The following is a 24,275-nucleotide window of genomic DNA, read 5'->3' as shown; positions in this document are numbered from 1 at the left end:
GGAATTCGTTTGACAAATAAGTGGTTTCAGCCGAAGCGTCATTGGAAGGAGATTGAATTATGGAAGGATGTGCCGGAAGAAAAGTGGAATGATTGGCTGTGGCAGCTCACTCATACCGTAAGAACCGTCGATGACCTGAAAAAAGTCATTCATTTGACCGAAGAGGAAGAAGAAGGCGTCAGAATGTCTGTAAAAACGATTCCTCTGAACATTACGCCTTATTATGCTTCCTTAATGGATCCCGATAACCCGAGATGTCCGATCCGCATGCAGTCCGTGCCGCTGTCAGAAGAAATGCACAAAACGAAATATGACCTCGAAGATCCGCTGTTTGAAGATGAAGATTCGCCGGTGCCCGGCCTTACGCACCGCTATCCCGACCGCGTTCTTTTTCTCGTGACAAACCAATGCTCGATGTACTGCCGGTACTGCACCAGAAGGCGCTTTTCCGGGCAGATCGGGATGGGCGTGCCGAAAAAACAGCTTGATGCGGCGATCGCTTATATTCGGGAAACGCCTGAAATACGTGACTGTCTCATTTCCGGCGGTGACGGACTTTTAATTAACGATCAGATTCTCGAATATATTTTGAAAAACCTTCGCGACATTCCTCACCTCGAAATTATCCGGATCGGAACGAGAGCGCCTGTCGTTTTTCCGCAGCGGATAACGGATAACCTTTGTCAGATTCTGAAAAAATATCATCCGGTCTGGCTGAACACTCATTTTAATACGAGCATCGAACTGACGGAAGAATCGGTTGAGGCGTGTGAAAAGCTTGTCAACGCAGGTGTTCCGGTCGGAAACCAGGCCGTTATTTTGGCGGGCATTAACGATTCGGTGCCGATTATGAAAAAGCTCATGCATGATTTAGTGAAAATCCGCGTCCGCCCGTACTATATTTATCAATGTGATTTGTCAGAGGGAATCGGTCATTTCAGAGCGCCCGTGTCAAAAGGGCTGGAAATCATTGAAGGGCTGAGAGGCCATACAACTGGCTTTGCCGTGCCGACCTTTGTCGTCGATGCCCCGGGCGGAGGCGGAAAAATTGCCCTGCAGCCGAACTATTTGCTCTCCCAAAGTCCGGAGAAAGTTGTGATCAGAAACTTTGAAGGGGTGATTACATCTTATCCCGAACCGGAAAACTATATCCCGAATCAAGCCGACGACTATTTTGAATCTGTTTTTCCGGGAACGATGGCCAAACGCGAACCGGTCGGACTAAGCGCTATTTTCGCGGATAAAGAGGTCTCTTTCACACCGGAAAATGTATCGCGAATCAGCAGGAGGAAAGCGTTTACTTCTAACCCTGATCATGAAACGCTGAAAGACCGGAGGGAAAAGAGAGATGAATTAAAAGAAAAGAAATTTATAGCACAGCAGAAGAAAGAGCAAAAAGAAGGCTCGGAAGTCGGAGGTGAATCGCCGTGAAGCCATGCGAGTGGTGCGGCAATCAGAAGGCGTCAGCTTGTCAGTCGGCTGTATACTGGGAGCTTCCTGACGGTACGAGGGCCATAGAAATTACAGACACACCCGCGTTCGCTTGTTCTTCCTGCGGGATGACGTATCAGGAGGAAGCGGTCATAGGCGAAATCGAAAATCAGCTTTTTTTAGTCGACGCCAAAAAATTACCGGAAACACTCACATATCAAGAGCTGATGCAGACAGAACGGATATTGAAACGGAATTATTTTGACTTCTCCTAGTCTTCTTTTGTTGTAATTTCACTTTTGAAATGTATAATAGTACAACAAAAGACAGTCATCAGGAGGGGAAACCCATGAAATCCTTTTACCACTATTTAATGAAATACAGGCATCCTAAGCCGCAGGACGCAATCAGCCGATTTGCGAATCAGGCATATGAAGACCATGGCTTTCCGAAAACGTCAAGCGATTATCATGAGCTCAGTTCGTATTTAGAACTGAGCGCCGATTATTTAGAAACGATGTCGACATTTGATGAGGCTTGGGAAAAATATGAGACCGAGGTGCATCACGCCTGACGAAAAACCGCACATGACATTGTGCGGTTTTTTTGACATGTTGAACAGGTGCAGAAATGGATATTTCCTGTGGTTTTCATGCCCATGCGAAATAATGACGGCCGGCATACGATAGCGTATGACAGTCCGCGGCAAGGGGGAGACAGCATGAAGCCAAATAAACCGAAATTTCAAGTGGGAGATATCGTGGTCGTCGTGATGTACGGAACCGTCGGCACCATTACGAAGGTTCATCAAATTGATAAACATTATCTTTACGAAGTCAACCATAATGAAGTGCTTTATTTTGAATCGTCCATCCAGCTTTATAAAGATTATGAGGGCGTAATTGTTGATATGGAAAAATTGGATATTGAATATGAGTTTCTGATCGGCGACGTCGTATATGTAAAGGACTACGGAAAAGAATTATTCCGTATCATCGGCCACAGAACTGAAATATGGAGATATTTAGAGGATGGCTGGGAGGATATTATTTATGAGCTGACTCGGCTGAAAGACGGAGAGTGGCTTGAAACGGAGGAAGAGGATCTCACGCTGGTTCTGAGAAAATATGAAATGGATCAGTTTGTGCATCAGCTGCTGTTTGTCCACTATGTTGGGGAAGCATCTCATGAGATCGGCGAGGATACCGCCGCGTCCGCTCTTCTTCAGTTTGAAGGCGATGCTGATGATCTTGATACCCTGCATGTGCTGGCGGTATCGATTGTAGATGAGCTCCTTGATATTTATAACGATTATAAGATTCTTTATGATATGTTCGGTGACGAAGAATATAAAGATATGATGAATTTTGTGCTGGAAAGCCTGCGGGAGCATTTCAGCTAGCCGGCAAAAAAACGGACGGTGACATATAAAAACCAGGGCAGACAGCCGGCAAAGATTACAAACGACATTCCTTTCAGCACTTTTTCCAATACGATATCAAATCCATCTCCGTCCAAAAAAGCCATCATTTTCGTCATCATCTTTTCTCCCTCCGGGGGCTTGTTTTTTTAAAAGTATATGAGCAGACAAAGCGATTAGAACTTTCGGGTATAATTTGAAGGGTTTTTTCATAAAACATAAAAAAGGAGGCGGTGTTTGCATGAAAGAAATAGATCTTGTGATTGACACAGAAGAGATAGCCGATTTTTTTTACAGTCAGCTTGCTATGCGCGGGTACATACCGAGTGAAGAGGAGATCTTTGAAATAGCCGACATCACCTTTGATTATTTATTAGAAAAATGTATGATAGACGAAGAGCTTGATGAAGACTGAAACTGCGGAACCGAAGTGAAAAAAGCTTCGGTTTTTTCAATCGGCTCGGGAGAATGAAAAATGGGGGGAAAACGTTGTACAAGCCAGCAGGTCTTTTCGCATTGTTTATTCTGCTCGCAGCAGCCATCCGGATCGATGCTGTCCGGGTTTTTGACGAGAGGGTGATAGAAGCGGCGGTCAGGATCAGGGCTGCCTGGCTGAATGAATTGATGTTATGGATAACAGAGCTCGGCACGACCGCGGTGCTTTTACCGCTTCTTCTATTGACGGGAGCAGCCCTGTATATGTACAAAAAAACGCCTGATGTTGTGTTTTTGCCGCTTCTCTTCCTCATTGAACGAATAATTAACATAAAAATAAAAGAATTGATCGAAAGAGCCAGACCCGCTTTTGAGCCGCTCGTCCATGAAACCTCATACAGTTTTCCGAGCGGCCACTCCATGAATTCGGCAGTGATGTATCCCGTCATCGCTTACTTTTTAATCAAGCACGTTCCTTTCTTCACGAAAAGAAAGCGGGCTGTCTCCGTTTTTACCGGAGTTCTCGTCATCCTGATCGGGCTCAGCAGAATTTATTTAGGCGCGCATTTTCCGACGGATGTACTTGCCGGATTCAGTCTCGGACTTTGCCTCGTCTCTCTATTTGCGCTCTTTGACGAAAAGTATCACCCGTTTCGACAAAAATAGAGACAGGAAAAATGAGAAAAAACGCTAATACTATTAAGAAATAAGAGGGAGGGATCTTGATGCTGTTATCGCTGCCCGTGTTTAAAAAAAAGACTTGTGCCTATGATGTGACGATTTTTCAAACACCCCGCTACGGCGAGAAAAAGGGATACAGGGTCGTCTATCGGACAGAGCTGGCCGCTGACAATCATCAAGACGCACTGGAAAGGGCATTTTCTGTTTTTAATGTGCCTGATACGGTTCCAAATGACTATCAAGCCAGATTCATAGCGACCGGCGATGTCATACTCATAGACGAAGGAAGAAAAGGAAAGACCTATTACAGGCTTAACCCTGCGGGATGGAGCAAAATCAACCGTTTGCTCGTCCAGCCGAGGTAAGACGGAGCCGGCTGAATGTTCAGCCGGCTTCCGTTTTGTTTTAAGGCTTCCGTTTAGCAGCGGAATGCTCTTTTCCATGCGCTTCATCAGCCGCAATCACGTCTGAAACGGGTACGTGATTGTTCTTTTTCTGGCCGGTCACCCGGTTGCGCTGTTTTTTGCCCATTTATGCTCACTCCTTTTCCTTAGGCTGTCATCCCGCATATTCTGCCCAAGATCGCTCTGATCAATGCTGATGATTGTCTCTTACCGTTATTCAGTGTACAATGGGTGGGAGTTTGAATAGGCAGGAGGAAATGGAAATGAGTGTACATATAAACGCAGAAAAAGGTCAAATTGCGGATACAGTGCTTTTGCCGGGAGATCCGCTGAGAGCGAAATTTATTGCGGAAACTTACCTTGAAAATGTGGAATGCTATAATGAAGTCAGAGGAATGTACGGATTTACGGGTACATATAACGGTAAAAAAATATCAGTGCAAGGCACCGGGATGGGTGTTCCGTCTATCTCTATATATGTGAATGAACTGATTCAAAGCTATGATGTTCAAAACCTGATCAGAGTCGGTTCATGCGGAGCCATCCGTAATGACGTGAAGGTGCGCGACGTGATTTTGGCTATGACGTCTTCAACCGATTCACAGATGAACCGTGTCGCTTTCGGAAGTGTGGATTATGCGCCTTGCGCAGATTTCGACCTTCTTCATAAAGCGTACCAGGAAGCGCAAAAAAATAACCTTCCTGTAGCCGTCGGAAGCGTATTCACCGCCGATCAGTTTTACAATGAAGACTCGCAAATCGAAAAGCTTGCGAGATACGGCGTCCTCGGCGTAGAAATGGAAACGACTGCTTTATATACGCTTGCCGCAAAATACGGCAAAAAAGCGCTGTCTATCCTGACTGTAAGCGATCACGTGTTAACGGGAGAAGAGACAACCGCAGAAGAGCGTCAAACGACTTTTCATGATATGATAAAACTGGCGCTGCATACTGTATCGTAAACTTGAGATGAGGGTCATGCTGATAAAAGCAGCCCTCTTCTTTATGCACCGCTCTGATTCAAAAAAAGAAAGGTAAGGGTAAAATGAAGAAATCCACTAAATGGTTCTCGCTTGCTGCTGCTCTCAGCGTAACCGCAATCGTGGGCACCGGCTGCAGCATTTCAGGGGGCGACAGCCATAAGGACACAAAAACAACGGCTCAAACAAAACAATCAGATGACACATCAAGCAAAAAAACAACGAAGACAGAAGACAGCGATTTTGTATTGGAGAGCAAATATTTTAATGACATTAAAGAAGTGAACGGGCTTGAAACCATTCAAAACCCGACAAATACACTTGCGCTCGTGAATAAGACATACACGCTGCCGGGAGATTATAAACCGAAGGATCTCGTCATCCCGAAAGTTGAATTTTCTTTCACTGAGAAAATTGAGAAACGATATATCCGCAAACCTGCCGCCGATGCTTTGGCGGAATTGTTCAACGCGGGGAAAAAAGAAGGCTATGACCTGGTTGCCGTTTCAGGATACCGCTCTTATGACAGACAAAAAGTGATTTTCGATATTGAAGTCAGTCTGAAAGGTGAAAAGAAAGCGAAAGAAGCCGTCGCATACCCCGGGCAAAGCGAACACCAGACGGGGCTTGCCATGGATATTTCCAGCAAAAGCAACGGATATGAGCTGAATGAAGCGTTCGGAAACACGGCTGACGGCAAATGGGTGAAAGACCATGCGTATGAATACGGCTTTATCATCCGCTATCCAAAAGGCAAAGAAAATGTAACAAAGTATGAGTATGAACCATGGCATTTGCGTTATGTAGGCAAAAAAGCGGCAAAAGCCATCCATGACCATCAGTTAACTCTTGAAGAATATTTTAATGAAGTAAAGAAAGTATAATAAGAAAAAGCCCGCTAAAGAATAAATTTAGCGGGCTTTCTTTATTACCAGAAGAGCAAACCTCCAAGCGCAAATCCGGTAATTAAACCAAGGCCGATACCGTAGGCTGCTCCCCAGCCTCCCCAGCCTCCTCCCCAATAACCGAATCCGTACCCTCTGTGACGGCCGCCGACAGGGGCGATATACACTTTACTTTTTGTCACCCGTACGATTCTTCCGACGTGGACTCTGCCGTTTCGTTCTGTAATTCTTGCTACTTTTCCATGGTGCTGCCGGCAAAGATGATAATAGTTTTGCATCTTTTCTCCTCCTATCCAACCTATCTTTCTATGTCAGCTTATGATAGAGTGCGTAAAAAAGGTTGGACGAAAACAGGAGGACAATCGCCGTTTTACTTGTAAGCTACAAAAGCGCAGTGCCCCATATATTCACCGTACTTCTGCATAAGATCGTAATGAGCCGTCAGCGTATCGTAGTGAACCGGCTGGATAACGGGCGATAAATCCATTTCTGTAGTCGGTTCCTGCGCATTGTTTTCATAGAAAGCGGGAATGAAATCCGCTTTTTGAAAGCCTTGCTGAAGCAGTATCTGCTTCCATGCCGCTTCATCCTGCAATACGGTAAAACCGTAGAAGTCTTTTAACTGCGTGACAGCGTTTTCCGGCAGGGGTTTTTTCAAAGCTGCCTCAATGCCGATCAGCATGCCCCCTGGTTTAAGGACCCGCAGTATTTCAGACAGCGATGAATCAAGCTTTGAAAAGGTGAGAACTGATTCAGAGAGAACGGCAGAAAACTGATTTTCAGTAAACGGAAGCCGCTCAAGCTCCGCCAAATAGCTTTGAATGGTTAAGCCTTCAGCGGCAAATCGCTTTGCTGCCTTTTCAAGCATAAGGGGATCCTTATCAACACAGGTGACGGGATACAGCAGGTGGCTGAGATAAGCGGCCGTCTGTCCCGTTCCGCAGCCGGCGTCAAGGATCGGCTCGCCAGGAGGAGGAGCCGCTTTTGCGAGAACAGCTTTAGAAAAAGCGAGTCCGCCGGGGTGAGCCCCTCCGACTCCGAATAAGGACAGCATTTCTAAATATTTGCTCAAAGTCCGAATCCTCCTTTCTTCCTCAGCATATGTTGGGAGAAAAGCATAGGTTTGGGTAAACGGGAAAGAAGGGCGCCTCACGTTTGAAGTTGACGAATGAGCGTTCGTCTATGATAATAATGTAAGAATAAAAAGGTGGTGTTTTCTTGAAGCGGCAATTTAAACTGTTTTTTATCATATTGATCACTGCGGTCGCAGCCTCGGCGCTTACGCTGTTTATTACGGGCAATACGACCATTTTCGGACAAGGCTCGGCTGCTTTGACGAACAGCAAATTTGAGAAATTCAATAAAGCCTATGAGCAGATTAAAAGTGATTACTATCAAAAAACAGATGACAGCAAATTAGTAGACGGAGCGATAAAAGGCATGATCAGTTCCCTGGATGATCCGTATTCTTCTTATATGGATCCTCAGGAAGGAAAGTCATTTGAAGAAACAATTTCCGCTTCGTTTGAAGGTATAGGCGCACAAGTGGAAGAAAAGGACGGCAGCATTCTGATCGTATCACCGATCAAAGGGTCTCCTGCGGAAAAAGCGGGGATTAAACCGAATGATCAGATCTTGAAGGTTGACGGCAAAAGCGTCAAAGGCCTGAATGTAAACGAAGCTGTCGCGTTAATCCGCGGCAAAAAGGGGACAAGCGTCAAGCTTGTGCTGCACAGAGCGGGTGTCGGCGATCTGAACCTGTCGATCAAACGTGACACCATTCCGGTTGAAACGGTGTACTCTGAAATGAAAAAAGGAGACATCGGCGAAATCCAAATCACATCTTTCTCCGAATCGACGGCAAAAGAGCTGAATTCAGCCATTGACAAACTCGAAAAACAAGGAGCGAAAGGATACATTCTGGATTTAAGAGGCAACCCGGGCGGCCTGATGGATGAAGCCATCAAAATGAGCAACATGTTTATCGATAAAGGAAAAAATATTATGCAGGTCGAATACAAAGACGGCACGAAAGAGGTCATGAAAGCAACGAAAGAGCGCAAAGTGACAAAACCGACAGTCGTCCTCGTCAATGACGGCACCGCGAGCGCCGCGGAAATCATGTCAGCTGCGCTGCATGAATCATCGGGGATTCCGCTGGTCGGAGAGAAAACGTTCGGAAAAGGGACCGTTCAGACGGCAAAGGATTACAGCGACGGTTCAACCGTTAAACTGACAATCGCAAAATGGCTGACAGCGGACGGAGAATGGATTCATAAAAAAGGCATCAAACCGCAATATCAGGTTAAGCTGCCTGATTATGCGAACCTGCCGTTTTTAGATGCGAAAAAAACGTACAAATACGGGGATTCCGGAACGGACGTCACCAATGCGCAAAAAATGCTGAAAGCGCTGGGATACAGCGTGAATGTAAACGGCACATATGACAAAGCATTTGAACAAGCCGTCAAACAATTTCAGGCAAAAGAGAAACTGAAAGAAACAGGCATTTTAACAGGAGACACAACGGCAAAATTGATGACAGATCTGCAAAAACAGCTTGCAGACAACGATACACAAATGAAAAAAGCCGTTGAAACATTAAATCAGAACATGAAGAAGTAAAAAAACACCCAGTGCGTCTGTCACGCATTGGGTGTTTTCTGTTTGCAATCCTGCTTACGTCGTTTCCTGTTCAAAAAGGTAGCTGTTCGCCTGAATGAAAAACTGTGATTGTTCATAGTGATAGGTGACTTTTGAAAAGTCGAACGGCTGGCCGTTGGTTAAATGAAAAATCGTTTCAACGCAAAGCTTAGGCGCTCCGGTAAACAGTCCTAAGTACTCCGCTTCTTCTTCATTTAACATTCCCGCATACAAATATAGATCTGAAAAACCGCGCTTCAATCCGAGACCTTCCCTAATATAATCAAATATTGATTCTGATACGATCTCTTTATTCAAGTACGGAATAATCGATTTGTTGTAAAATGACTCCTCGATACATAATGTCTTCCCGTCAATATACCGGATACGTTTGACATAATACACCTCGCCATCAGACGGCATATTCAGATTTTGTGCAGCCTCAGGTGTGGGCTTTCTCACTTCCAGCGCCAATAATTTGGAGGTGACATTAAAATCTTCAAGCGATTCTTTAAATCCCTGATTAGAAAGCAGGCTGATATACCCTTTTCTTTTATTCCGCCTGACAAAAATGCCGCTTCCTCTGACTTGAAACACAATTCCCTTTTTTTCTAATAGATCCAAGGACTTTGTGATCGTGCTTTTGCTCACGTTAAACTGGGTCATTAAGGTTTGCAGCACAGGAAGTTTATCCCCTTGCTGAAGCTGATGCTCTTCTATGTATTTTTCAATATCCATCGCGATTTGCTGGTATTTTAACATATACATTCCTCATTCATTTATTGTCCCGCTTCTTTCAGAATTATAGCATAATCGTTTTGAAAAGCCATTTTGTGAAATAAATATGATTGTTTATGCATTGATAAATTGTACCGGTACAATTATAATGTTTATGTATAATAAGAAAACTGACTTTTCATGTAAATGCAAAGCATTCTTCCAATCTTGCAAAGCGGATCTATTCGGCGTGACAAGCGGCGGTCAAAAAAGGAGGACATGAATGATGGGAACATTGCCAAAAGACTTTTTATGGGGAGGCGCTCTAGCCGCCCATCAATTTGAAGGGGGATGGAACAAAGGCGGCAAAGGGCCGAGTGTAGTGGATGTTATGACGGCGGGCGCGCATGGTGTGCCCAGGAAAATAACAGATACAATTGAAGCGCGGGAATTTTACCCGAATCATGAAGCCATCGATTTTTATCATCGTTATAAAGAGGACATCGCATTATTCAGCGAGCTGGGACTGAAATGTTTAAGAACCTCTATCGGCTGGAGCAGAATTTTTCCTAAAGGCGATGAAACGGAGCCTAACGAGGAAGGATTGGCTTTTTACGACCGGGTGTTTGATGAATTGCTGAAGTATGGGATTGAACCGGTGATTACGTTGTCGCATTTTGAGATGCCGCTGCATTTGGCGAGGGAATACGGGGGTTTCAGAAGCAGAAAAACAATCGGCTTTTTTGTAAAGTTCGCTGAAGTGTGTTTTGAACGCTATAAACATAAAGTGAAGTATTGGATGACGTTTAACGAAATCAACAACAAGATGGATGTGAATAATCCGATCTTTTTATGGACGAACTCAGGTGTCGCCGTCAAAGAAAACGAAAACGCAAAAGAAGTCATGTACCAGGCCGGCCACCACGAATTGCTGGCGAGCGCATTGGCTGTTTCAAAGGGAAAGGAGATCAACCCAGATTTCAGGATCGGAGCGATGGTATCACATGTCCCGATTTATCCTTACTCATCCAATCCGGAAGATGTGATGCTGGCTGAGGAAACGATGAGGCAGCGCTTTTTCTTCCCGGATGTGCAGGTTCGCGGATATTATCCGAGTTATGCGTTAAAAGAGTTTGAAAGAGAGGGCTACCGGATCCGCTTTGAAGACGGTGATGAAGAGATTTTGAAAAACGGCAGGGTGGATTATCTCGGATTCAGTTATTACATGTCCACTACCGTAAAAAGTGACGTGATAAACGATAATACCGGGGATGTCGTAAACGGAGGATTGCCAAACGGTGTGGAAAATCCCTATATTAAAGCGAGTGATTGGGGATGGGCGATTGATCCGACCGGTTTACGGTACACATTAAACCGCTTATACGACCGCTACCAGATACCGTTATTTATCGTGGAAAACGGATTCGGCGCTATTGACACGTTAGAAGAGGACGGTTCAATCCATGACGCAGCGAGAATAGAATATTTAGCGTCACATATAAAAGCTTTGGAAAAAGCGGTCACATATGATGGTGTGGATGTAATGGGGTATACCCCATGGGGAATTATCGATATCGTATCATTTACAACCGGTGAAATGAAAAAACGCTACGGTATGATTTATGTTGATCGGGATAATGAAGGCAATGGGTCAATGAAGCGATTCAAGAAAGACTCATTTGAATGGTATAAAAAAGTGATTGAAACAAACGGCTCATTTGTATCCTAAAGGTGTATGTTAAAAGAGAAGGCTTCACAACTGTGTGAAGCCTTCTGTTTATCAGCATATTTGAAAGCGTATTCATAAACCAGGAAGGGAATGATGATAATGTTTCTTAAAAAAGGTCTGTCCATTACGGTTGCTTTTCTTTTGCTTTCCTTTCTATTTTCAAGCAGCTTGGAAACCGAAGCACATGCGGCTGATCGGAATGCTCCGGACAAAAATAAAGTCAGGGTGTGGTACAGCTCGGAAAAAGATCCGGCTTCCCGTACGTGGTATGACGGGCCGCTAGAAGTGAAATACGCCTTAGACGAACAAACACCGCTTACATGGACAAAAAAGAAGCCTTCTGACTCCGCTGCCGTGTATATTGATCCATCGCACCGTTATCAAAGTGTGTTAGGTATAGGATCATCTTTGGAAGAATCGACCATCCATAATTTATCGAAAATGTCTCCCGGAAAAAGAAAAGAAGTGTTAAAAAAACTGGTTGATCCCAATGAAGGCATCGGCATGGACGTCATGCGCATAACGATAGGGACATCAGATTTTACGGCACAGGAATTTTACACATATGACGATATGCCTGAGGGCCAAAAAGATCCACAACTCAAAAATTTCTCGATTCAAAAGGATATTGATTTACACATTACATCAACCATCAAAGAAGCGCTGGCGATCAATCCGAAGCTGAAAATCATTGCCTCACCGTGGAGCCCGCCGGCATGGATGAAAACGAATGAAAACCTCAAGAGGGGAAAGCTGAAAGATCAATATATTGGTGAGCTGGCCGTTTATTTTCGCAAATTTATTGAAGCATACGAAAAGCAGGGAATCCCGATTTATGCGATGACCCTTCAAAATGAACCTTTGCTGGAAATCGACTATCCGAGCATGTACATGCCGCCGTCTCAGCAGCGCAAACTGGCGATAGCCGTGAAAAAAGAATTGAAAAAACACGTAATTGACACGAAAATTTGGATTTATGATCACAATGCAAGCGGGGCGTGGAACTATATTCCGCCGATTTTAGATGATAAAAAAGGAAATCAGGCGGCAGACGGCATTGCTTTCCATGATTATGACGGAGACCTTTCCGTTATGTCGGAAATCGGAAGAAGGTACCCTGATAAATCCATTCACTTAACGGAGCGGTCCGTCTGGGGGACGGCAGGGGCGGACCGGATCGCGCAGTATTTTCGCAATGGCGCGTCCAGCTACAATGCGTGGGTGACGATGCTCGACAGTCAAATCAAGACGCACCATTGGATAGGCACCCCGGACCCGACGCTGTTTATTCAGGATGCTAAAAACCCTGACCGCTATTGGAATATCCCGATCTATCATATGACGGGCAATTTTTCAAAATTTGTCGAGCGCGGAGCCAAACGGATAGAAAGTAATTACGGCTCCAAAAACACCGTCACGAATGTCTCGTTCCTTAATCCTGATCAATCTATTGTAACAGTCGTCATCAACCAGTCATCCGCTGACCAAAAATTCCACATTGTTTCAGGGAACCGGCAGTTCGAAGCCGTCATCCCGGCAAAAACCGTCGCCACCTACAAATGGCAGCACAAAAAGTAAAAAAGCCGGCACATTGATGTGCCGGCTTTTTTTTGTTAAGCGCCTTTTTGATTCAGTTTATCAGAGGGCGCTTTTTTGAATAAACCGTCTTTGACGGCGTTTGAAGCCGCTTTTTTTACAAAAAACGGGTTAAGGATAATAACGGCGGCCATGTTAGCGGTCAAACCCCAAAAGCCTTCATATATACCGTGGGCGGATTGGGTGATATTTACGGTGAATGTCACGATAAGACCGACGAGAAGGCCGATAATTGTCGCTTCTTTCGTTTGATTTTTCCAAAACAGACTGACGGCGATCGCCGGAAAGATCTGCACCATGCCGGAAACGCCGAGAAGCTGAAGCGTAACGAGCGCAGTCGGGAACAGCATGCCGAATAAAAGCGCGAGCCCGATGACGACAAATACCATTGAACGGGTGATCATCGTCAGCTTGTTTGGTGACACATTCGGGTGAATCAAATCCCGATATAAGTTATTCGCAAATAAGTTTGATGCTCCGATCGCCATAATAGAGCAGGGAATCAAAGAAGCAAGAGCGATCGTGGAATAAGCAAAGCCTTGGGCGACCCCGCCGTATGACGTTTGAATCAGCTTCAATAAAGCGAGCCGCGGGTTAGTATCTTCCGGCAGGACAAGAAATGCGATAAAGCCGAGAAAAATAACAAGAATCAAAACAATATTATAAAGCGGAAGAAACATGCTGTTTTTGCGGACGGCATCCGCGCTTTTTGCCGTGAATACACCAGTTGCCGCATGCGCCCACATAAAGAGCGCCAAGGCAGATACGATGGAAGCGGTGATAAACCAAGGAATTCCTTTCGGCCCCGAGTCTGGGATCGTCAGCATTTGCGGCGCTTTTTCCGCCAAGGTGTGAATCATCGGCGTCCACCCGTGAAAATGGATCAGCGGGAGCGACACGACCATAAACAGCATAATCACCCACACCAGAATGTCTTTAATAATTGCCGTAAACGTCGGTCCTTTAATTCCGCTGAAAAAGGTATACAGCGCTACAAGAATAAAGGAGATGATAACGACCATATTAACATTAATGACACCCGTTCCGGCCACCTGAAGCGTATCCTGAATGCCGCTCAGCTGGAGACAGATATAAGGAATGAGCATAAGAACGCCGACAATGGCGACAAGACTGGCCAAAAGCTTACTGTCAAAGCGCTCACGGGCGTAATCGGCAAGCGTCGTTAATTTATGGATTTTTGCCACTTTCCACAGCTTCGGCAGAAAGAAATAAGCAATAAAATACGCCAAAACAGAATACGGAATTGCAAAAAAAGCTACGCTTCCCCCTGTGTAGGCGGTGCTTGTCAAGCCTAAAAACGTATAAGCCGTATAGAGGTCCGCGCCGACTAAAAACCAGACGAGCAGCCCGCCGAACCGTCTGCCCCCGACAGACCATTCTTCAACAGAAGTGCGTGATGATTTGTCTCTCCCGGCTATAAAGCCGATGCAGACAACGGTTAAAACGATGACGGCTGTAATGATCAATGCTGTTATATTTGCGGGCATCAGTCCAGTCCTCCTTGTTTCTTCTGCAGTCTATAAATAAGAAACGAACATAATGGAGTGACTGCGATCCATAAAAGCAGCCAGAAATGAAAAAACGGCAGCCCGATGATGATCGGATGAACCCGATTAGCGACTGACAAAAGGGCCAGCTGGCTGAAAGGGATTAAAATAAGAACGAAAATTAGTGCTTTTCTGACCATTTACTTTCCTCCTGAAACCTGATAATGCTCCTTATCATAGCAGTTGTCAGATAAGATCACAAGATATTTTTCAGAAAAAAAAGAATTCTATTACTTTTTTAACCGAAACACTTTAGTTGCAACTTCATTCATAGTAAATTAGAATAGTTAATATCTCGAAGTCAAGATATTTAGGAGTGAATACAATGAATACTCAAGGATTGCACCATGTTACCGCATTTGCGAAAGATCCTGCTGAAAATCTGCGGTTTTATACTGAAGTATTAGGCTTGCGGCTCGTTAAAAAAACCGTTAATTTTGATGACCCGGCCACGTATCATTTTTATTTCGGCAACCAAAACGGAGAACCCGGCACGATTATTACATTTTTCCCTTTTCAGGGCAGCCGCCCGGGAACCGTGGGAAAAGGGCAGGCCGGAAGAATTTATTTCTCTGTGCCGAAAGGGGCACTCGCGTTTTGGAAGCGCCGGCTTGAAGAAAACGGCATACCTGTAAAAGAGCAGACTATGCTTTCTGAACAAGTGCTTCTCTTTGATGATACAGAAGACCTGCCGCTTGCCATAATGGAAGATGAAAGAAGCGGACAGAGTGAATGGACTCCTGCGGGCATTACTGAAAAAGAAGCGATTACAGGCATGAGGGGTGTTCTACTGTACTCGTACCGTCCTGAAGCAACCATTCAATTTCTAATGGAACGCTTCGGCTATTCAAAGACAGGGGAAGAAAATCAGATTGTCAGACTGCAATCGGAGGCACGGATCGGACATATCATTGATGTTGACCTTGCGCCGAAAGAAGCAGGTGTCGGCGGTTACGGGACAGTTCATCATGTCGCTTTCCGCACCACTAAAAAAGAGCAGGCGGAATGGAAGAATATTCTGGCTGATTCTCATCTTGCTTCATCTGACATTCTTGACAGATCTTACTTTACATCAATTTATTTCAGAGAAAGCGGCGGCATTTTATTTGAAATGGCAACCGATGAACCGGGATTTATGACGGATGAATCCTTTGAAAATCTCGGTACAGAGCTGAAACTTCCGGAATGGCTGGAAGAGCACCGCGGTCAAATAACCGCTATTCTTCCCAAAATGGAGAAAGGAGAATGATGATGAAACATGTATTTGAACAAGGAACGTCAGAAAATGTTTTGCTGCTTTTGCACGGAACGGGGGGAAATGAACACGATCTTCTGTCGCTCGGACGTTTTATCGATCCGAAAGCAAGCTTGCTCGGCGTCAGAGGATCAGTGCTTGAAAACGGCATGCCCCGTTTTTTTAAGCGGCTGAAAGAAGGCGTATTTGACGAGGAAGATTTAATTGAACGGACGGAAGAATTAAAGAATTTTATTGATGAAGCGGCGCAAATGTACGGATTCAGCAGAGAAAACGTGATTGCTGCCGGCTATTCAAACGGTGCCAACATTGCGGCAAGTCTTTTGTTTCATTATAAAGACGTACTGAAAGGGGCGGTTCTTCATCATCCGATGGTGCCGATTCGCGGAGTGAAGCTCCCTGATATGGCAGGGCTTCCTGTTTTTATCGGTGCAGGGAAGCGGGATCCGCTTTGTACAAAAGAAGAATCGGAGGAGCTTTATCAATATCTGACTGCTGCTGGTGCATCCGTTTCTCTTGTTTGGCAGGAGGGCGGCCATCAGCTCACACAGCAGGAAGCCGAGCAGGCACGAACCTGGTACAGTGAGCGATTCCTATAAAAAACCCTTAGTCCGTTTATGCGGACTAAGGGTTTTTTTCATCTTACAGCCAAGTTGACACTTGTGATACAGGGATCCGGTTGCTTTTGTGCGCAGGCTTAACGGCTTTACCGATTGAAATCAGCATGACGGGAACGAAACGTTCGCTCACGTCGAATTCCTTCACGAATTGCTCTTTATTAAATCCACCGATCGCGCAAGTATCATAGCCTTTAGCTTTTGCAGCAATCATCAGCTGCATCGCCGCTAAAGAAGCGTTTAAAAATGCTGAATCACGGGCAAACTGTTCATTTTGGTATGCACCGTTAATCTGGCTTAACAGCGTCTGTTTGATTTCTTCTGTAATATTGCCTTGCTCAGCCAGTTCAGCATAAACGTCTTCACCATTTTCGTTTGCTTTTAAGTCGCCTAATACGGCAATGACAGCTGAAGATTCAATAATCTGTTTTTGATTAAAGGCAACCGGAAGCAGGGCAGCTTTTGCCTCATCACTGTGGAATACTTGGAAATGCCAATGCTGAAGGTTCCAGGCGGAAGGGGCTTGCGTTGTAATGTCCAGAAGTTCTGTTAATTCCTCTTTTGTAATGACCGCATCTTTATCGTATTCTTTAACGGATGCGCGTTCTTTCAAAACGTCTAATACGGATGTCATCTTGTTTCCTCCTTCGGATAAACGTGTTATTATAATAGAAAAGTTAGAAGCTTACTAAATGTAACTTGAGAACTAATTTTAATGGATTACAGAAAACTTGTCAATTCATAGATGAAGGGATGAACTCACATGGGATATACAATGTGTCCTAAAATGGAATCCGCTTTTTCTCTTTTGGGAAAGCGCTGGAACGGCCTCATTATCCATGTACTGATAGACGGGCCGAAACGTTTTAAAGATATGACCGAAACCATACCGACGATCAGCCAAAAAATGCTCGCGGAGCGGCTCAAAGAGCTGGAACAAAATGAGATCGTCGAGCGCCAGGTGCTGCCTGAAACGCCTGTCAAAGTCATTTATAAGCTGACTGATAAAGGCATGGCCCTGCAAGCCGTTTTTCAGGAAATGCAAAAATGGGCAGACAGTTTTTGCGAGCCCGGGGGGCCTGTCAAAGACGAATCGTGTCATGAATAATAAAGGCTGCCCAAGGCAGCCTTTTCTTAATGAAATGGTCAATCTTTGTCAAAACCATTGATGTCAAAATTGCTCAGATCGAGATTTAAGCCTTTTAATTGCCTCAATAAAGCATCGAATGTAAGGGAATGACCATTTTTACATTCCGCCGGAACATCATCTGGAGAAAATAATCTCATCCCTCTCTCAATCTACTGTTTCCGGTACAATTGAAATGCCGCTTCAAGTAAATGATCAGGCGTTACAATAAACCCTAATCTTACATCATGGTCTTCACTGTAGCCGAACTCAAACCCGCAGCAGGAGCAAATATCAAATGTTTTATGATATACGCCATTGCAAACAGGACTTTCCTCTAATCCTTTAAATCCGCATTACAACTCACTAACCAACATCCATCACTTTTACTATCGCCCAATCAATTTCCGCACTTTATGAATACCTTTAAGAATAAGCAGACATAAAGGAGGAAAAACATGTACCCTCGTCATGCGTTGTATCGCGGGAATTTCGGACCTGCCGGATTTCCGGTGAGAAGTCCTTTTTTGTTCGGCGCTCCTTTATTCGGCGGATTTTTAGGCGGTCTTCTAGGAGGCGTGATTGCCACAGGTTTTACGAGACCCCGGTATCCGTACGGTTTCGCCGGTTACGGATACGGAGGCCCATATGGCGGTTTCGGGCCGGGAGTCGGCGGTTACCCGCCATTTTATTAAAGAAAAAACGGCCTGCATCACGCGGGCCGTTTTTTTATCTTAAAATCTCCACTTCCGATAAATTGTAGTCTTCCAGTTTTGAAAACATGACTTCAATCATCCCGTCTTTATAGACTGCCTTTGTTCCTTTCCGTTTGACGAGGCTCGGAAGAACAATTTCTTTTTTTCCTTCCGCCAGACTGCTGTTCTCTACCACGAGGCTGTGTGACGTATGCTTAATCCTGATCCGGTCGAGTTCATCTTGCTCAGCGGGAATTTTCGCAAAAACATGATCGGATGTTTCAAACAGGTCAATTTCCGGCTTGGGCGGTTCTGCTTCGACCGGCTCGGCCTTTTGGGACATCGGGTCGCGAAAAGGGAACTGCCCGGCATAACCGGCGCCGAATACGCTTTCCATTACTCGGTTGACATATGTCTCGACATCTTTCGGATCTGCATTTTTAAACGTTTCTTTAGAGAACTGATTTTGGAAGGGAAAATATCTGTTCCAATCAAACACGGCATCTCACCCTTTCTTAACGGACAACATAGTATATGCCCGCCATAACCTTCCCGTGATATAATATAATCTGTTTACAGAAAGGAAGGGGAAGGCAGTGCAAGGGAATACCGCAAGAAAAGGAATCATTTATACCGCTTGTTCATTTGCCATGTGGGGGCTGTTTCCGGTCTATTGGAAGCTGCTTGAACATATACCCGCATTGGACATTTTAGCTCACAGAATTATATGGTCGTTTGTTTTCATGTGTGTGCTTTTAACTGTGCTTAAAAAGTGGAAAACCGGATGGCGTGAACTGTGTCTTTTAAAATCTGAAGGGGGCCTGCTGGCGCTTTTTTTCGCTTCTGTTTTAATATCCATTAATTGGTTTGTGTACATATGGGCAGTTAACCACGGCTTTTTGCTTGAAGCAAGTCTCGGTTACTATATTAATCCGCTCGTTTCCGTTCTTTTGGGCATCCTATTTTTTAAAGAAAAGCTGAACAGACTGCAAACAGCAGCTGTTTCGATTGCCGGAGCGGCCGTGATCATATCGGCGTTTCAGTATGGCGCAGTTCCTTATATCGCGTTGCTGCTTGCGTTCAGTTTCGGCCTGTACGGCCTATGCAAAAAAAGAACCCGCATGTCCAGCACAATCGGACTGACTTTGGAAACGCTCCTGATTACTCCGGCTGCTCTTATTTATTTAGGTTATGCGGCTGACGGGAGCACTTCCGGGTCCTTGGGTGCAGAAACATGGGCGCTCCTTTTTTTCGCAGGCGTATTTACAGCCCTGCCGCTGTTACTGTTTGCAGAAGGGGCAAAGCGACTGCCGCTGTATCAAGTCGGCATTTTGCAATATATATCGCCCACCATTACCCTTATGCTCGGCGTATTTGTATATCATGAGCCGTTTTCCGGGCAAAAAGCGTTTACCTTCATTTGTATATGGGCAGCATTGCTCTTGTTTACCTTTTCACAGATAAAATGGAAACGGCCGTTAAAAAGCCGCTAAGCCTTTCGCTTTCCAGTGATAGCTTAAATTATGTATAATCATTACGAGTATGTAAAGGAGCTGTACAATGGGCACTGATAAACACATCGTAAAAGCCTATCAGGCGCTGTGGAACAATCGCACACTCCCGGCTTCAACCCTTGAAGAAGCGGAGAAGGCAATTGATCTGGAACTGCTTGATCAAAGAACACATCCGAGGCTCCGAAAGACGCCCGAGGAAAAATTTGCTCTGGCGGTGCAGCGAATTGTAGATTCCCGGCTGCAGCCGATTGAGAAATATGAATTGGTTGAACTACATACGAAGCGATTGCAATTTTTAAAAGAAGAAAGAGGGGAGCAGCTATGAAAGCGATCATAAAAGAAGATGTGCAAACTTCTTTAGAACGATTTGCCGATCGTCCTGTATATATCCATTTGGAAACAACGACCGGTTCTTATTCAGCGCATCTGAATGAGAAAAACATGACGGTTGTAGCCTATATACGCAATGCAAAAGTGACGTACCATCAGGCGAAAATCAAAGGGAACGGCCCGTACCGCGTCGGTTTGAAAACTGAAGAGGGCTGGATTTATGCAGAAGGCCTGACTGAATATACAGTAGATGACGAAGACCGTCTGTTAATGGCAGGGCATCTGCCGGGCGGAAAATTGGCGATTTCGCTTCAAATCAGCGAAAAGCCGTTTACAGTTTAAAGAAAAGGGTGAAAATCATGAAAGAACACGTACTCGTCATCCTGCCTCACCCTGATGATGAATCATACGGAGTGGCAGGGCTGATTGCTTTACACAGACAAAAAGATATTCCCGTTACGTATGCATGCGCAACGCTTGGAGAAATGGGCAGAAACATGGGGGATCCCTTTTTCGCAAACCGTGAAACATTGCCGCTGTTAAGAAAGCAAGAGCTGATAGACGCATGTAAAGCAATGGATATCACTGACCTGAGAATGCTCGGGCTTCGTGATAAAACACTTGAATTTGAAGATGACGAGTGGCTCGCGGATATGATGGAAGAGATTATCGACGATGTAAAACCGAGTCTGATTGTCACATTCTATCCGGGACACGGCGTCCATCCGGATCATGATGCATGCGGCGAAGCGGTCATCAGAGCGCTTTACAGAAAGAAAAAAGAGGACCGCCCGCGCACGCTTTGCATGGCCATCACCCGCAACAGGGAGGAAGCCGTCGGCAAGCCTGATGTCATTCTTGATATTAAAGAGGTCGCCGATATTAAAATGAATGCCTTAAAAGCGCATCGCACTCAAACAGAAGGTATGCTGAGAGAGCTGGAAGAAAAAATAAAAAATAACGAGCCGGTTCTCCAAACCTGGTTTGAAGAAGAAGTGTATTGGACATATCCGTGGAAAGACTGATAAAAAAAGGGATAAGGCGTTTCAGCCTTATCCTTTTTTTATGTCAGATCGGAAGCGATCGCTTCCGCAAGCGAAGACCGTATTGATAAATTTGAAAAACTCAGGCCGAGCTGCACCGCGGTTTGGGCGATTTCAGGCCGGATTCCGGATAATGTCGCTTTCACGCCGAGCATTCCGAGTGATTCAATTAAAGTGAAAAGCTGTTGGGCAACCATCGTATCAATCATGGCCACGCCTGATAAATCAATGTACAGCTGCGTGATCCGTTTCTCTGAACATTGGTGCAGCGTATTTTCTAAGATCATTTTGGCTCTTGCCGTGTCAATATCCCCGATCAGCGGCAGCAGTCCGACATTGTCAAAAAGCACTATGACAGGCGAACTCAGCTCGGTGATCAACTCCTTTTGCGCTTCAAGCTGAATGTGTGTGTTTTTATACATCTCTTCTATGAAAATATGAATGACCACATCAAATGATTTAATCAGCGTGTGGAATATATCTTCAGCATCTTCTTCTGTGACGGTGTCTGAATGCAGTTTGGTAAACTGCTTTACATGGCCGACATACAAATCACGAACTCTGATAAACTCGCGAATGATGTAATGGATCGGAGTTTTTAAATGTTCTTTATCCTGTGCAGCTTCGAACGCCCACTTTTCCAATGCCGCTGTATAAACTTCCTTCTTTTCAGAAAAAATCCGATTGATTTGATAATTAAACGTCAGATTTTGTTTTTTCAGGTTCGTGATTACCGCCGGGTCAGAAGAAGCATAAACAGAATCAGGATCCGTATCATGAAGGGTATCAAACCATGTCTGACTGATTTCCTCCGCCCGTTCGGTTAAATAATCGTACAGCAGTTTATGTGTTGGCATTTCTGTTCCTCCTCTATGAAATCATCATTTTTTTCACATCACGCTTTTGCAGCTTGAGCAGTCTGAAGAATAATCCGACAGCTCCTGCGGCGAGTCCCGCAATTAAACCGATCCAGTAGCCGTATGCCCCGAGGCTCGTATAAGTGCCGACTGCATAACCGAGAGGAAGCCCGATGATCCAATACGAAACAAAAGCCGCACCGAGTGTATAATTGACATCCTTATATCCTCTCAGAGCGCCTTGGATCGGAGCTGCCACGGCATCAGAAAGCTGGAAAAACAAAGCATAGATTAAAAAGTGCTGCGTCAACATAAGCACGTTCGGTTCTGATGTATACATTCCGGCGATTTGCGGTCTGAACAGCAAAATGAAAGCAGCCGTGCATAAAGAAAAACAAAGGGCCATCACAATGCCGATATAGCTGTATGACCGGGCATCCCTGTAGCGTTTTGCCCCTGCTTCAAAGCCGACTAATATGGTCAGCGCCATGGATACGCTGAGCGGCAGCATATACAAGAGGGAAGCAAAATTCATTGCCGCTTGATGGGCTGCAATCGTCACCGTCTGGAAATGGCTCATAAGCAGTGTGACAGCCGCAAAAATGCTCGTTTCAAAAAATACGGCAAAACCGATAGGCAAACCGATTTTCAAAAGCTTTCTGCATTCAGACGGAGAAAATCGGTACAGTTTCCGGAATACAGAGTATCCGGCAAACGGCTCAAATCTTGAGACGATAAAAAAGCTGATAGCGCAAATACACCAGTAAGTCAGGGCGGAAGCAAGCCCCGCACCGACTCCGCCCAATGCCGGCATGTTGAATTTCCCGAAAATAAACACATAATTCAAGACAAAATTGATGGGCAGTGAGCAGAGCGTAATAAGCATAGTGACTCTCGTTTTGCCCAGTGCATCGATAAACGAGCGCAAAACGGCGTACACAAACAAAGGAAAAATGCCAAGAGATAAAAACCCTAAAAAGTGTTTGGCGATCGTCCGGACACGAGGCTCCAGGCCCAAATGACCCAAAATCACATCAACAGTGAAAAAGCCGATAAGGATGACCGCCGCACTAAGAATGGCCGCTACGTAAACAGCCTGAATGACAGAAAACGGCGCTTCCTTTTGTCTGCCTGCGCCTAACAGCTGCGACACAACGGGCGTAACGGCCATCAAAATTCCTGCCAGTCCCGTATAAACCGGTGTCCACAGGCTTGAACCGATTGCAACGCCGGCTAAATCCGCGGCGCTCACTTTCCCTGACATCACCGTGTCCAAAAAGGTAATCAAAGAAAGACCGGCTTGTGTAATCAAAATCGGAATGAAGATATGTAACAGCTGTCTGACCTTTTGGCCGATCGTGTTCGTTTCTCTCAAGTTAGGTTCCCCGTTTCTTTATTTTAACGAGAGAAATTATAACATTTTATGTATAAAAAGCAATGAAACCCGGCCTACTCTTTTTTATCCGGTTTCGGCTTTTTAAACATTTTGGCATAAATGAATGAAAGTGAAATGACACCTAAAAAGGTGCAGATATACTGCAGCAGCCTTGTGAGTTCCATACAAATCCCGCCTCCTTTCTTGATTATCGTGCGCATTGCGGCGCATATCCATGCGCGCGATGCAGAAAATAAGGAAAAGGAGCTGATGTGACATGCGCCACACTCAAATGACGGAAAGTGCGTTTACCGCTGCCGTTCAAACGTATTTGAAACAAATTACGGAGGATGCCGCAATGATACTGCGGACATTGGATGAAAAAGATCAATGCCTGCTTTGCGAACTAGATGAACTTGGACATACGTTTCAGGAAATGCAGGCTGTCGCTTCGTCATTTTACCTGCAGACATATATCGAACATTTCACGCCTTCTTATACAGAGCTGGCGAGAGCCGTGCAGCATCTGGCAGAAGAGAAGCACGGAGCGCTGATTGTGATTGAACGGGCAGATCCGCTGGACGGAATGATACAAAAAGGGACAAGTCTGCATGCTGAAATCAGTTCAGCTTTAATTGAGAGTATTTTTTACCCCGGTAATCCGCTTCACGACGGGGCCGTATTGGTCAGAGAAAACCGGGTTATATCGGCGGCCAATGTGCTTCCGCTCACAACAAAAAATGTCGGCGTCAAATACGGGACACGCCACAGGGCCGCGATGGGTCTTTCGGCTGTGACTGATGCACTCGTGCTCGTTGTTTCAGAAGAAACGGGGAAAATGTCCTTTGCTAAAGACGGCGGGCTGTATCCGCTTGTTTCGCCGCGGACGCTTCATACGAAATAATAAGAAAATGGGAATATTGTACCCATTTAATATTAATAAGGTGAACATCT

General features: G+C 45.1%; 32 protein-coding genes and 1 pseudogene. 21 read left to right on the top strand and 12 right to left on the bottom strand.

Features of this window, described 5'->3' with window-relative positions; genetic code table 11:
• Window positions 1-9 precede the first annotated feature (9 nt).
• The 4 genes from ablA to AD710_RS17515 all read left to right on the top strand — a co-directional run bounded on the left by ablA (window position 10) and on the right by AD710_RS17515 (window position 2,833).
• On the top strand, window positions 10-1,431 hold the full coding sequence (gene ablA / locus AD710_RS17530) for a lysine 2,3-aminomutase (protein ID WP_049628641.1): 1,422 nt from the start codon (window positions 10-12) through the stop codon (window positions 1,429-1,431).
• The gene (locus AD710_RS17525) at window positions 1,428-1,706 is read left to right on the top strand and encodes a YokU family protein (RefSeq protein WP_016936641.1); all 279 of its coding nucleotides are present in this window, start codon (window positions 1,428-1,430) and stop codon (window positions 1,704-1,706) included. Before ablA ends, AD710_RS17525 begins: the two co-directional genes overlap by 4 nt.
• Window positions 1,707-1,780: 74 nt before the next feature.
• Window positions 1,781-2,005: a YozE family protein gene (locus AD710_RS17520; RefSeq protein WP_016936640.1), complete on the top strand. Its 225-nt coding sequence runs from the start codon at window positions 1,781-1,783 to the stop codon at window positions 2,003-2,005.
• 147 nt (window positions 2,006-2,152) lie between these two features.
• Window positions 2,153-2,833: a hypothetical protein gene (locus AD710_RS17515; RefSeq protein ID WP_016936639.1), complete on the top strand. Its 681-nt coding sequence runs from the start codon at window positions 2,153-2,155 to the stop codon at window positions 2,831-2,833.
• Here the strand turns inward: AD710_RS17515 and AD710_RS19915 are convergent.
• Window positions 2,830-2,973 (bottom strand): hypothetical protein, encoded by a 144-nt coding sequence (locus tag AD710_RS19915; protein WP_014418137.1) that lies wholly within the window; start codon window positions 2,971-2,973, stop codon window positions 2,830-2,832. The genes AD710_RS17515 and AD710_RS19915 overlap by 4 nt on opposite strands.
• Window positions 2,974-3,092: 119 nt before the next feature.
• On the opposite strand from AD710_RS19915, the gene AD710_RS19395 reads away from it, so the two are divergent.
• The 3 genes from AD710_RS19395 to AD710_RS17500 all read left to right on the top strand — a co-directional run bounded on the left by AD710_RS19395 (window position 3,093) and on the right by AD710_RS17500 (window position 4,332).
• A complete protein-coding gene (locus tag AD710_RS19395; protein WP_013352563.1) occupies window positions 3,093-3,266 on the top strand; it encodes a YozD family protein in 174 nt (57 codons plus the stop codon).
• 74 nt (window positions 3,267-3,340) lie between these two features.
• Window positions 3,341-3,952 (top strand): phosphatase PAP2 family protein, encoded by a 612-nt coding sequence (locus AD710_RS17505; protein ID WP_016936637.1) that lies wholly within the window; start codon window positions 3,341-3,343, stop codon window positions 3,950-3,952.
• 59 nt (window positions 3,953-4,011) lie between these two features.
• The gene (locus tag AD710_RS17500) at window positions 4,012-4,332 is read left to right on the top strand and encodes a YodL domain-containing protein (protein WP_003153700.1); all 321 of its coding nucleotides are present in this window, start codon (window positions 4,012-4,014) and stop codon (window positions 4,330-4,332) included.
• A gap of 40 nt (window positions 4,333-4,372) precedes the next feature.
• Here the strand turns inward: AD710_RS17500 and AD710_RS19680 are convergent, their stop codons facing one another.
• Window positions 4,373-4,498 carry a hypothetical protein gene (locus tag AD710_RS19680; protein WP_003153701.1) on the bottom strand — a complete coding sequence of 42 codons (126 nt, stop codon included), beginning with the start codon at window positions 4,496-4,498 and terminating at the stop codon, window positions 4,373-4,375.
• A 136-nt stretch (window positions 4,499-4,634) separates the two neighbouring features.
• Between AD710_RS19680 and deoD the strand changes: the two genes are divergently transcribed.
• Window positions 4,635-5,333, top strand: coding sequence for a purine-nucleoside phosphorylase (deoD, locus tag AD710_RS17495; protein WP_047474591.1), 699 nt, complete (start codon window positions 4,635-4,637; stop codon window positions 5,331-5,333).
• Window positions 5,334-5,416: 83 nt separating this feature from the next.
• Window positions 5,417-6,235: a M15 family metallopeptidase gene (locus AD710_RS17490; RefSeq protein ID WP_049628640.1), complete on the top strand. Its 819-nt coding sequence runs from the start codon at window positions 5,417-5,419 to the stop codon at window positions 6,233-6,235.
• 44 nt (window positions 6,236-6,279) lie between these two features.
• Here the strand turns inward: AD710_RS17490 and AD710_RS17485 are convergent, their stop codons facing one another.
• Entirely contained in the window at window positions 6,280-6,534 is a 255-nt protein-coding gene (locus AD710_RS17485; RefSeq protein WP_016936634.1) for a hypothetical protein, read from the bottom strand.
• Window positions 6,535-6,626: 92 nt separating this feature from the next.
• The gene (locus AD710_RS17480; RefSeq protein ID WP_016936633.1) at window positions 6,627-7,328 is read right to left on the bottom strand and encodes a class I SAM-dependent methyltransferase; all 702 of its coding nucleotides are present in this window, start codon (window positions 7,326-7,328) and stop codon (window positions 6,627-6,629) included.
• A 146-nt stretch (window positions 7,329-7,474) separates the two neighbouring features.
• Here AD710_RS17480 and ctpA point away from each other — a divergent pair, with 146 nt between their 5' ends.
• A complete protein-coding gene (gene ctpA, locus AD710_RS17475; RefSeq protein WP_045926156.1) occupies window positions 7,475-8,881 on the top strand; it encodes a carboxy-terminal processing protease CtpA in 1,407 nt (468 codons plus the stop codon).
• A 54-nt stretch (window positions 8,882-8,935) separates the two neighbouring features.
• On the opposite strand, the gene AD710_RS17470 is transcribed toward ctpA, so the two are convergent.
• Window positions 8,936-9,661, bottom strand: coding sequence for a GntR family transcriptional regulator (locus tag AD710_RS17470; protein WP_016936631.1), 726 nt, complete (start codon window positions 9,659-9,661; stop codon window positions 8,936-8,938).
• 241 nt (window positions 9,662-9,902) lie between these two features.
• Here AD710_RS17470 and bglA point away from each other — a divergent pair, with 241 nt between their 5' ends.
• Complete coding sequence (bglA, locus tag AD710_RS17465) at window positions 9,903-11,345, top strand: 6-phospho-beta-glucosidase BglA (RefSeq protein ID WP_049628639.1); 1,443 nt, start codon at window positions 9,903-9,905, stop codon at window positions 11,343-11,345.
• A 99-nt stretch (window positions 11,346-11,444) separates the two neighbouring features.
• On the top strand, window positions 11,445-12,923 hold the full coding sequence (locus AD710_RS17460; RefSeq protein WP_049628840.1) for a glycoside hydrolase family 30 protein: 1,479 nt from the start codon (window positions 11,445-11,447) through the stop codon (window positions 12,921-12,923).
• A 35-nt stretch (window positions 12,924-12,958) separates the two neighbouring features.
• On the opposite strand, the gene AD710_RS17455 is transcribed toward AD710_RS17460, so the two are convergent.
• Both AD710_RS17455 and AD710_RS17450 read right to left on the bottom strand, forming a co-directional pair.
• Window positions 12,959-14,449, bottom strand: a complete 1,491-nt coding sequence (locus tag AD710_RS17455) for a sodium:solute symporter family protein (protein WP_049628638.1) — start codon at window positions 14,447-14,449, stop codon at window positions 12,959-12,961.
• Entirely contained in the window at window positions 14,449-14,649 is a 201-nt protein-coding gene (locus AD710_RS17450) for a DUF3311 domain-containing protein (protein ID WP_003153716.1), read from the bottom strand. The genes AD710_RS17455 and AD710_RS17450 overlap by 1 nt, the downstream gene beginning before the upstream one ends.
• A 185-nt stretch (window positions 14,650-14,834) precedes the next feature.
• On the opposite strand from AD710_RS17450, the gene AD710_RS17445 reads away from it, so the two are divergent.
• Together AD710_RS17445 and AD710_RS17440 are read left to right on the top strand one after the other, a co-directional pair.
• Window positions 14,835-15,758, top strand: coding sequence for a ring-cleaving dioxygenase (locus AD710_RS17445; RefSeq protein WP_049628637.1), 924 nt, complete (start codon window positions 14,835-14,837; stop codon window positions 15,756-15,758).
• Window positions 15,759-15,760: 2 nt separating this feature from the next.
• A complete protein-coding gene (locus AD710_RS17440) occupies window positions 15,761-16,363 on the top strand; it encodes an alpha/beta hydrolase (protein ID WP_049628636.1) in 603 nt (200 codons plus the stop codon).
• Window positions 16,364-16,406: 43 nt separating this feature from the next.
• On the opposite strand, the gene AD710_RS17435 is transcribed toward AD710_RS17440, so the two are convergent.
• A complete protein-coding gene (locus AD710_RS17435; protein ID WP_045926160.1) occupies window positions 16,407-17,015 on the bottom strand; it encodes a nitroreductase family protein in 609 nt (202 codons plus the stop codon).
• A gap of 129 nt (window positions 17,016-17,144) precedes the next feature.
• Here AD710_RS17435 and AD710_RS17430 point away from each other — a divergent pair, with 129 nt between their 5' ends.
• Window positions 17,145-17,489, top strand: coding sequence for a transcriptional regulator YodB (locus tag AD710_RS17430; RefSeq protein ID WP_016936623.1), 345 nt, complete (start codon window positions 17,145-17,147; stop codon window positions 17,487-17,489).
• Between the two features lie 38 nt (window positions 17,490-17,527).
• On the opposite strand, the pseudogene AD710_RS20130 reads toward AD710_RS17430, so the two are convergent.
• Window positions 17,528-17,863: pseudogene (locus AD710_RS20130) on the bottom strand (hypothetical protein); the annotation flags it as partial.
• Window positions 17,864-17,965: 102 nt separating this feature from the next.
• Between AD710_RS20130 and AD710_RS17425 the strand changes: the two are divergent.
• Window positions 17,966-18,202 (top strand): hypothetical protein, encoded by a 237-nt coding sequence (locus AD710_RS17425; RefSeq protein WP_049628635.1) that lies wholly within the window; start codon window positions 17,966-17,968, stop codon window positions 18,200-18,202.
• A 34-nt stretch (window positions 18,203-18,236) separates the two neighbouring features.
• On the opposite strand, the gene AD710_RS17420 is transcribed toward AD710_RS17425, so the two are convergent.
• Entirely contained in the window at window positions 18,237-18,701 is a 465-nt protein-coding gene (locus AD710_RS17420; RefSeq protein ID WP_016936621.1) for a hypothetical protein, read from the bottom strand.
• A 97-nt stretch (window positions 18,702-18,798) separates the two neighbouring features.
• On the opposite strand from AD710_RS17420, the gene rarD reads away from it, so the two are divergent.
• From rarD to bshB2, 4 genes are all read left to right on the top strand, one after another.
• Complete coding sequence (rarD, locus tag AD710_RS17415) at window positions 18,799-19,695, top strand: EamA family transporter RarD (protein ID WP_016936620.1); 897 nt, start codon at window positions 18,799-18,801, stop codon at window positions 19,693-19,695.
• Between the two features lie 67 nt (window positions 19,696-19,762).
• A complete protein-coding gene (locus AD710_RS17410; protein WP_049628634.1) occupies window positions 19,763-20,041 on the top strand; it encodes a hypothetical protein in 279 nt (92 codons plus the stop codon).
• The gene (locus tag AD710_RS17405) at window positions 20,038-20,388 is read left to right on the top strand and encodes a YojF family protein (RefSeq protein ID WP_016936618.1); all 351 of its coding nucleotides are present in this window, start codon (window positions 20,038-20,040) and stop codon (window positions 20,386-20,388) included. The genes AD710_RS17410 and AD710_RS17405 overlap by 4 nt, the downstream gene beginning before the upstream one ends.
• 17 nt (window positions 20,389-20,405) lie before the next feature.
• Entirely contained in the window at window positions 20,406-21,071 is a 666-nt protein-coding gene (bshB2, locus tag AD710_RS17400; protein ID WP_015417637.1) for a bacillithiol biosynthesis deacetylase BshB2, read from the top strand.
• Between the two features lie 38 nt (window positions 21,072-21,109).
• On the opposite strand, the gene AD710_RS17395 is transcribed toward bshB2, so the two are convergent.
• The gene (locus AD710_RS17395; protein ID WP_016936617.1) at window positions 21,110-21,946 is read right to left on the bottom strand and encodes an STAS domain-containing protein; all 837 of its coding nucleotides are present in this window, start codon (window positions 21,944-21,946) and stop codon (window positions 21,110-21,112) included.
• 13 nt (window positions 21,947-21,959) lie between these two features.
• Complete coding sequence (locus tag AD710_RS17390) at window positions 21,960-23,321, bottom strand: MATE family efflux transporter (protein ID WP_049628633.1); 1,362 nt, start codon at window positions 23,319-23,321, stop codon at window positions 21,960-21,962.
• 277 nt (window positions 23,322-23,598) lie between these two features.
• Between AD710_RS17390 and cdaS the strand changes: the two genes are divergently transcribed.
• Complete coding sequence (gene cdaS / locus AD710_RS17385; RefSeq protein WP_049628632.1) at window positions 23,599-24,225, top strand: sporulation-specific diadenylate cyclase CdaS; 627 nt, start codon at window positions 23,599-23,601, stop codon at window positions 24,223-24,225.
• Window positions 24,226-24,275: the final 50 nt, after the last annotated feature.

This window comes from Bacillus sp. JFL15 (assembly GCF_001184225.1).
GTDB lineage: Bacteria > Bacillota > Bacilli > Bacillales > Bacillaceae > Bacillus > Bacillus siamensis.
The sequence above is the reverse complement of the archived record's forward strand: the minus strand, read 5'-3'. Positions and strand labels throughout refer to the sequence as shown.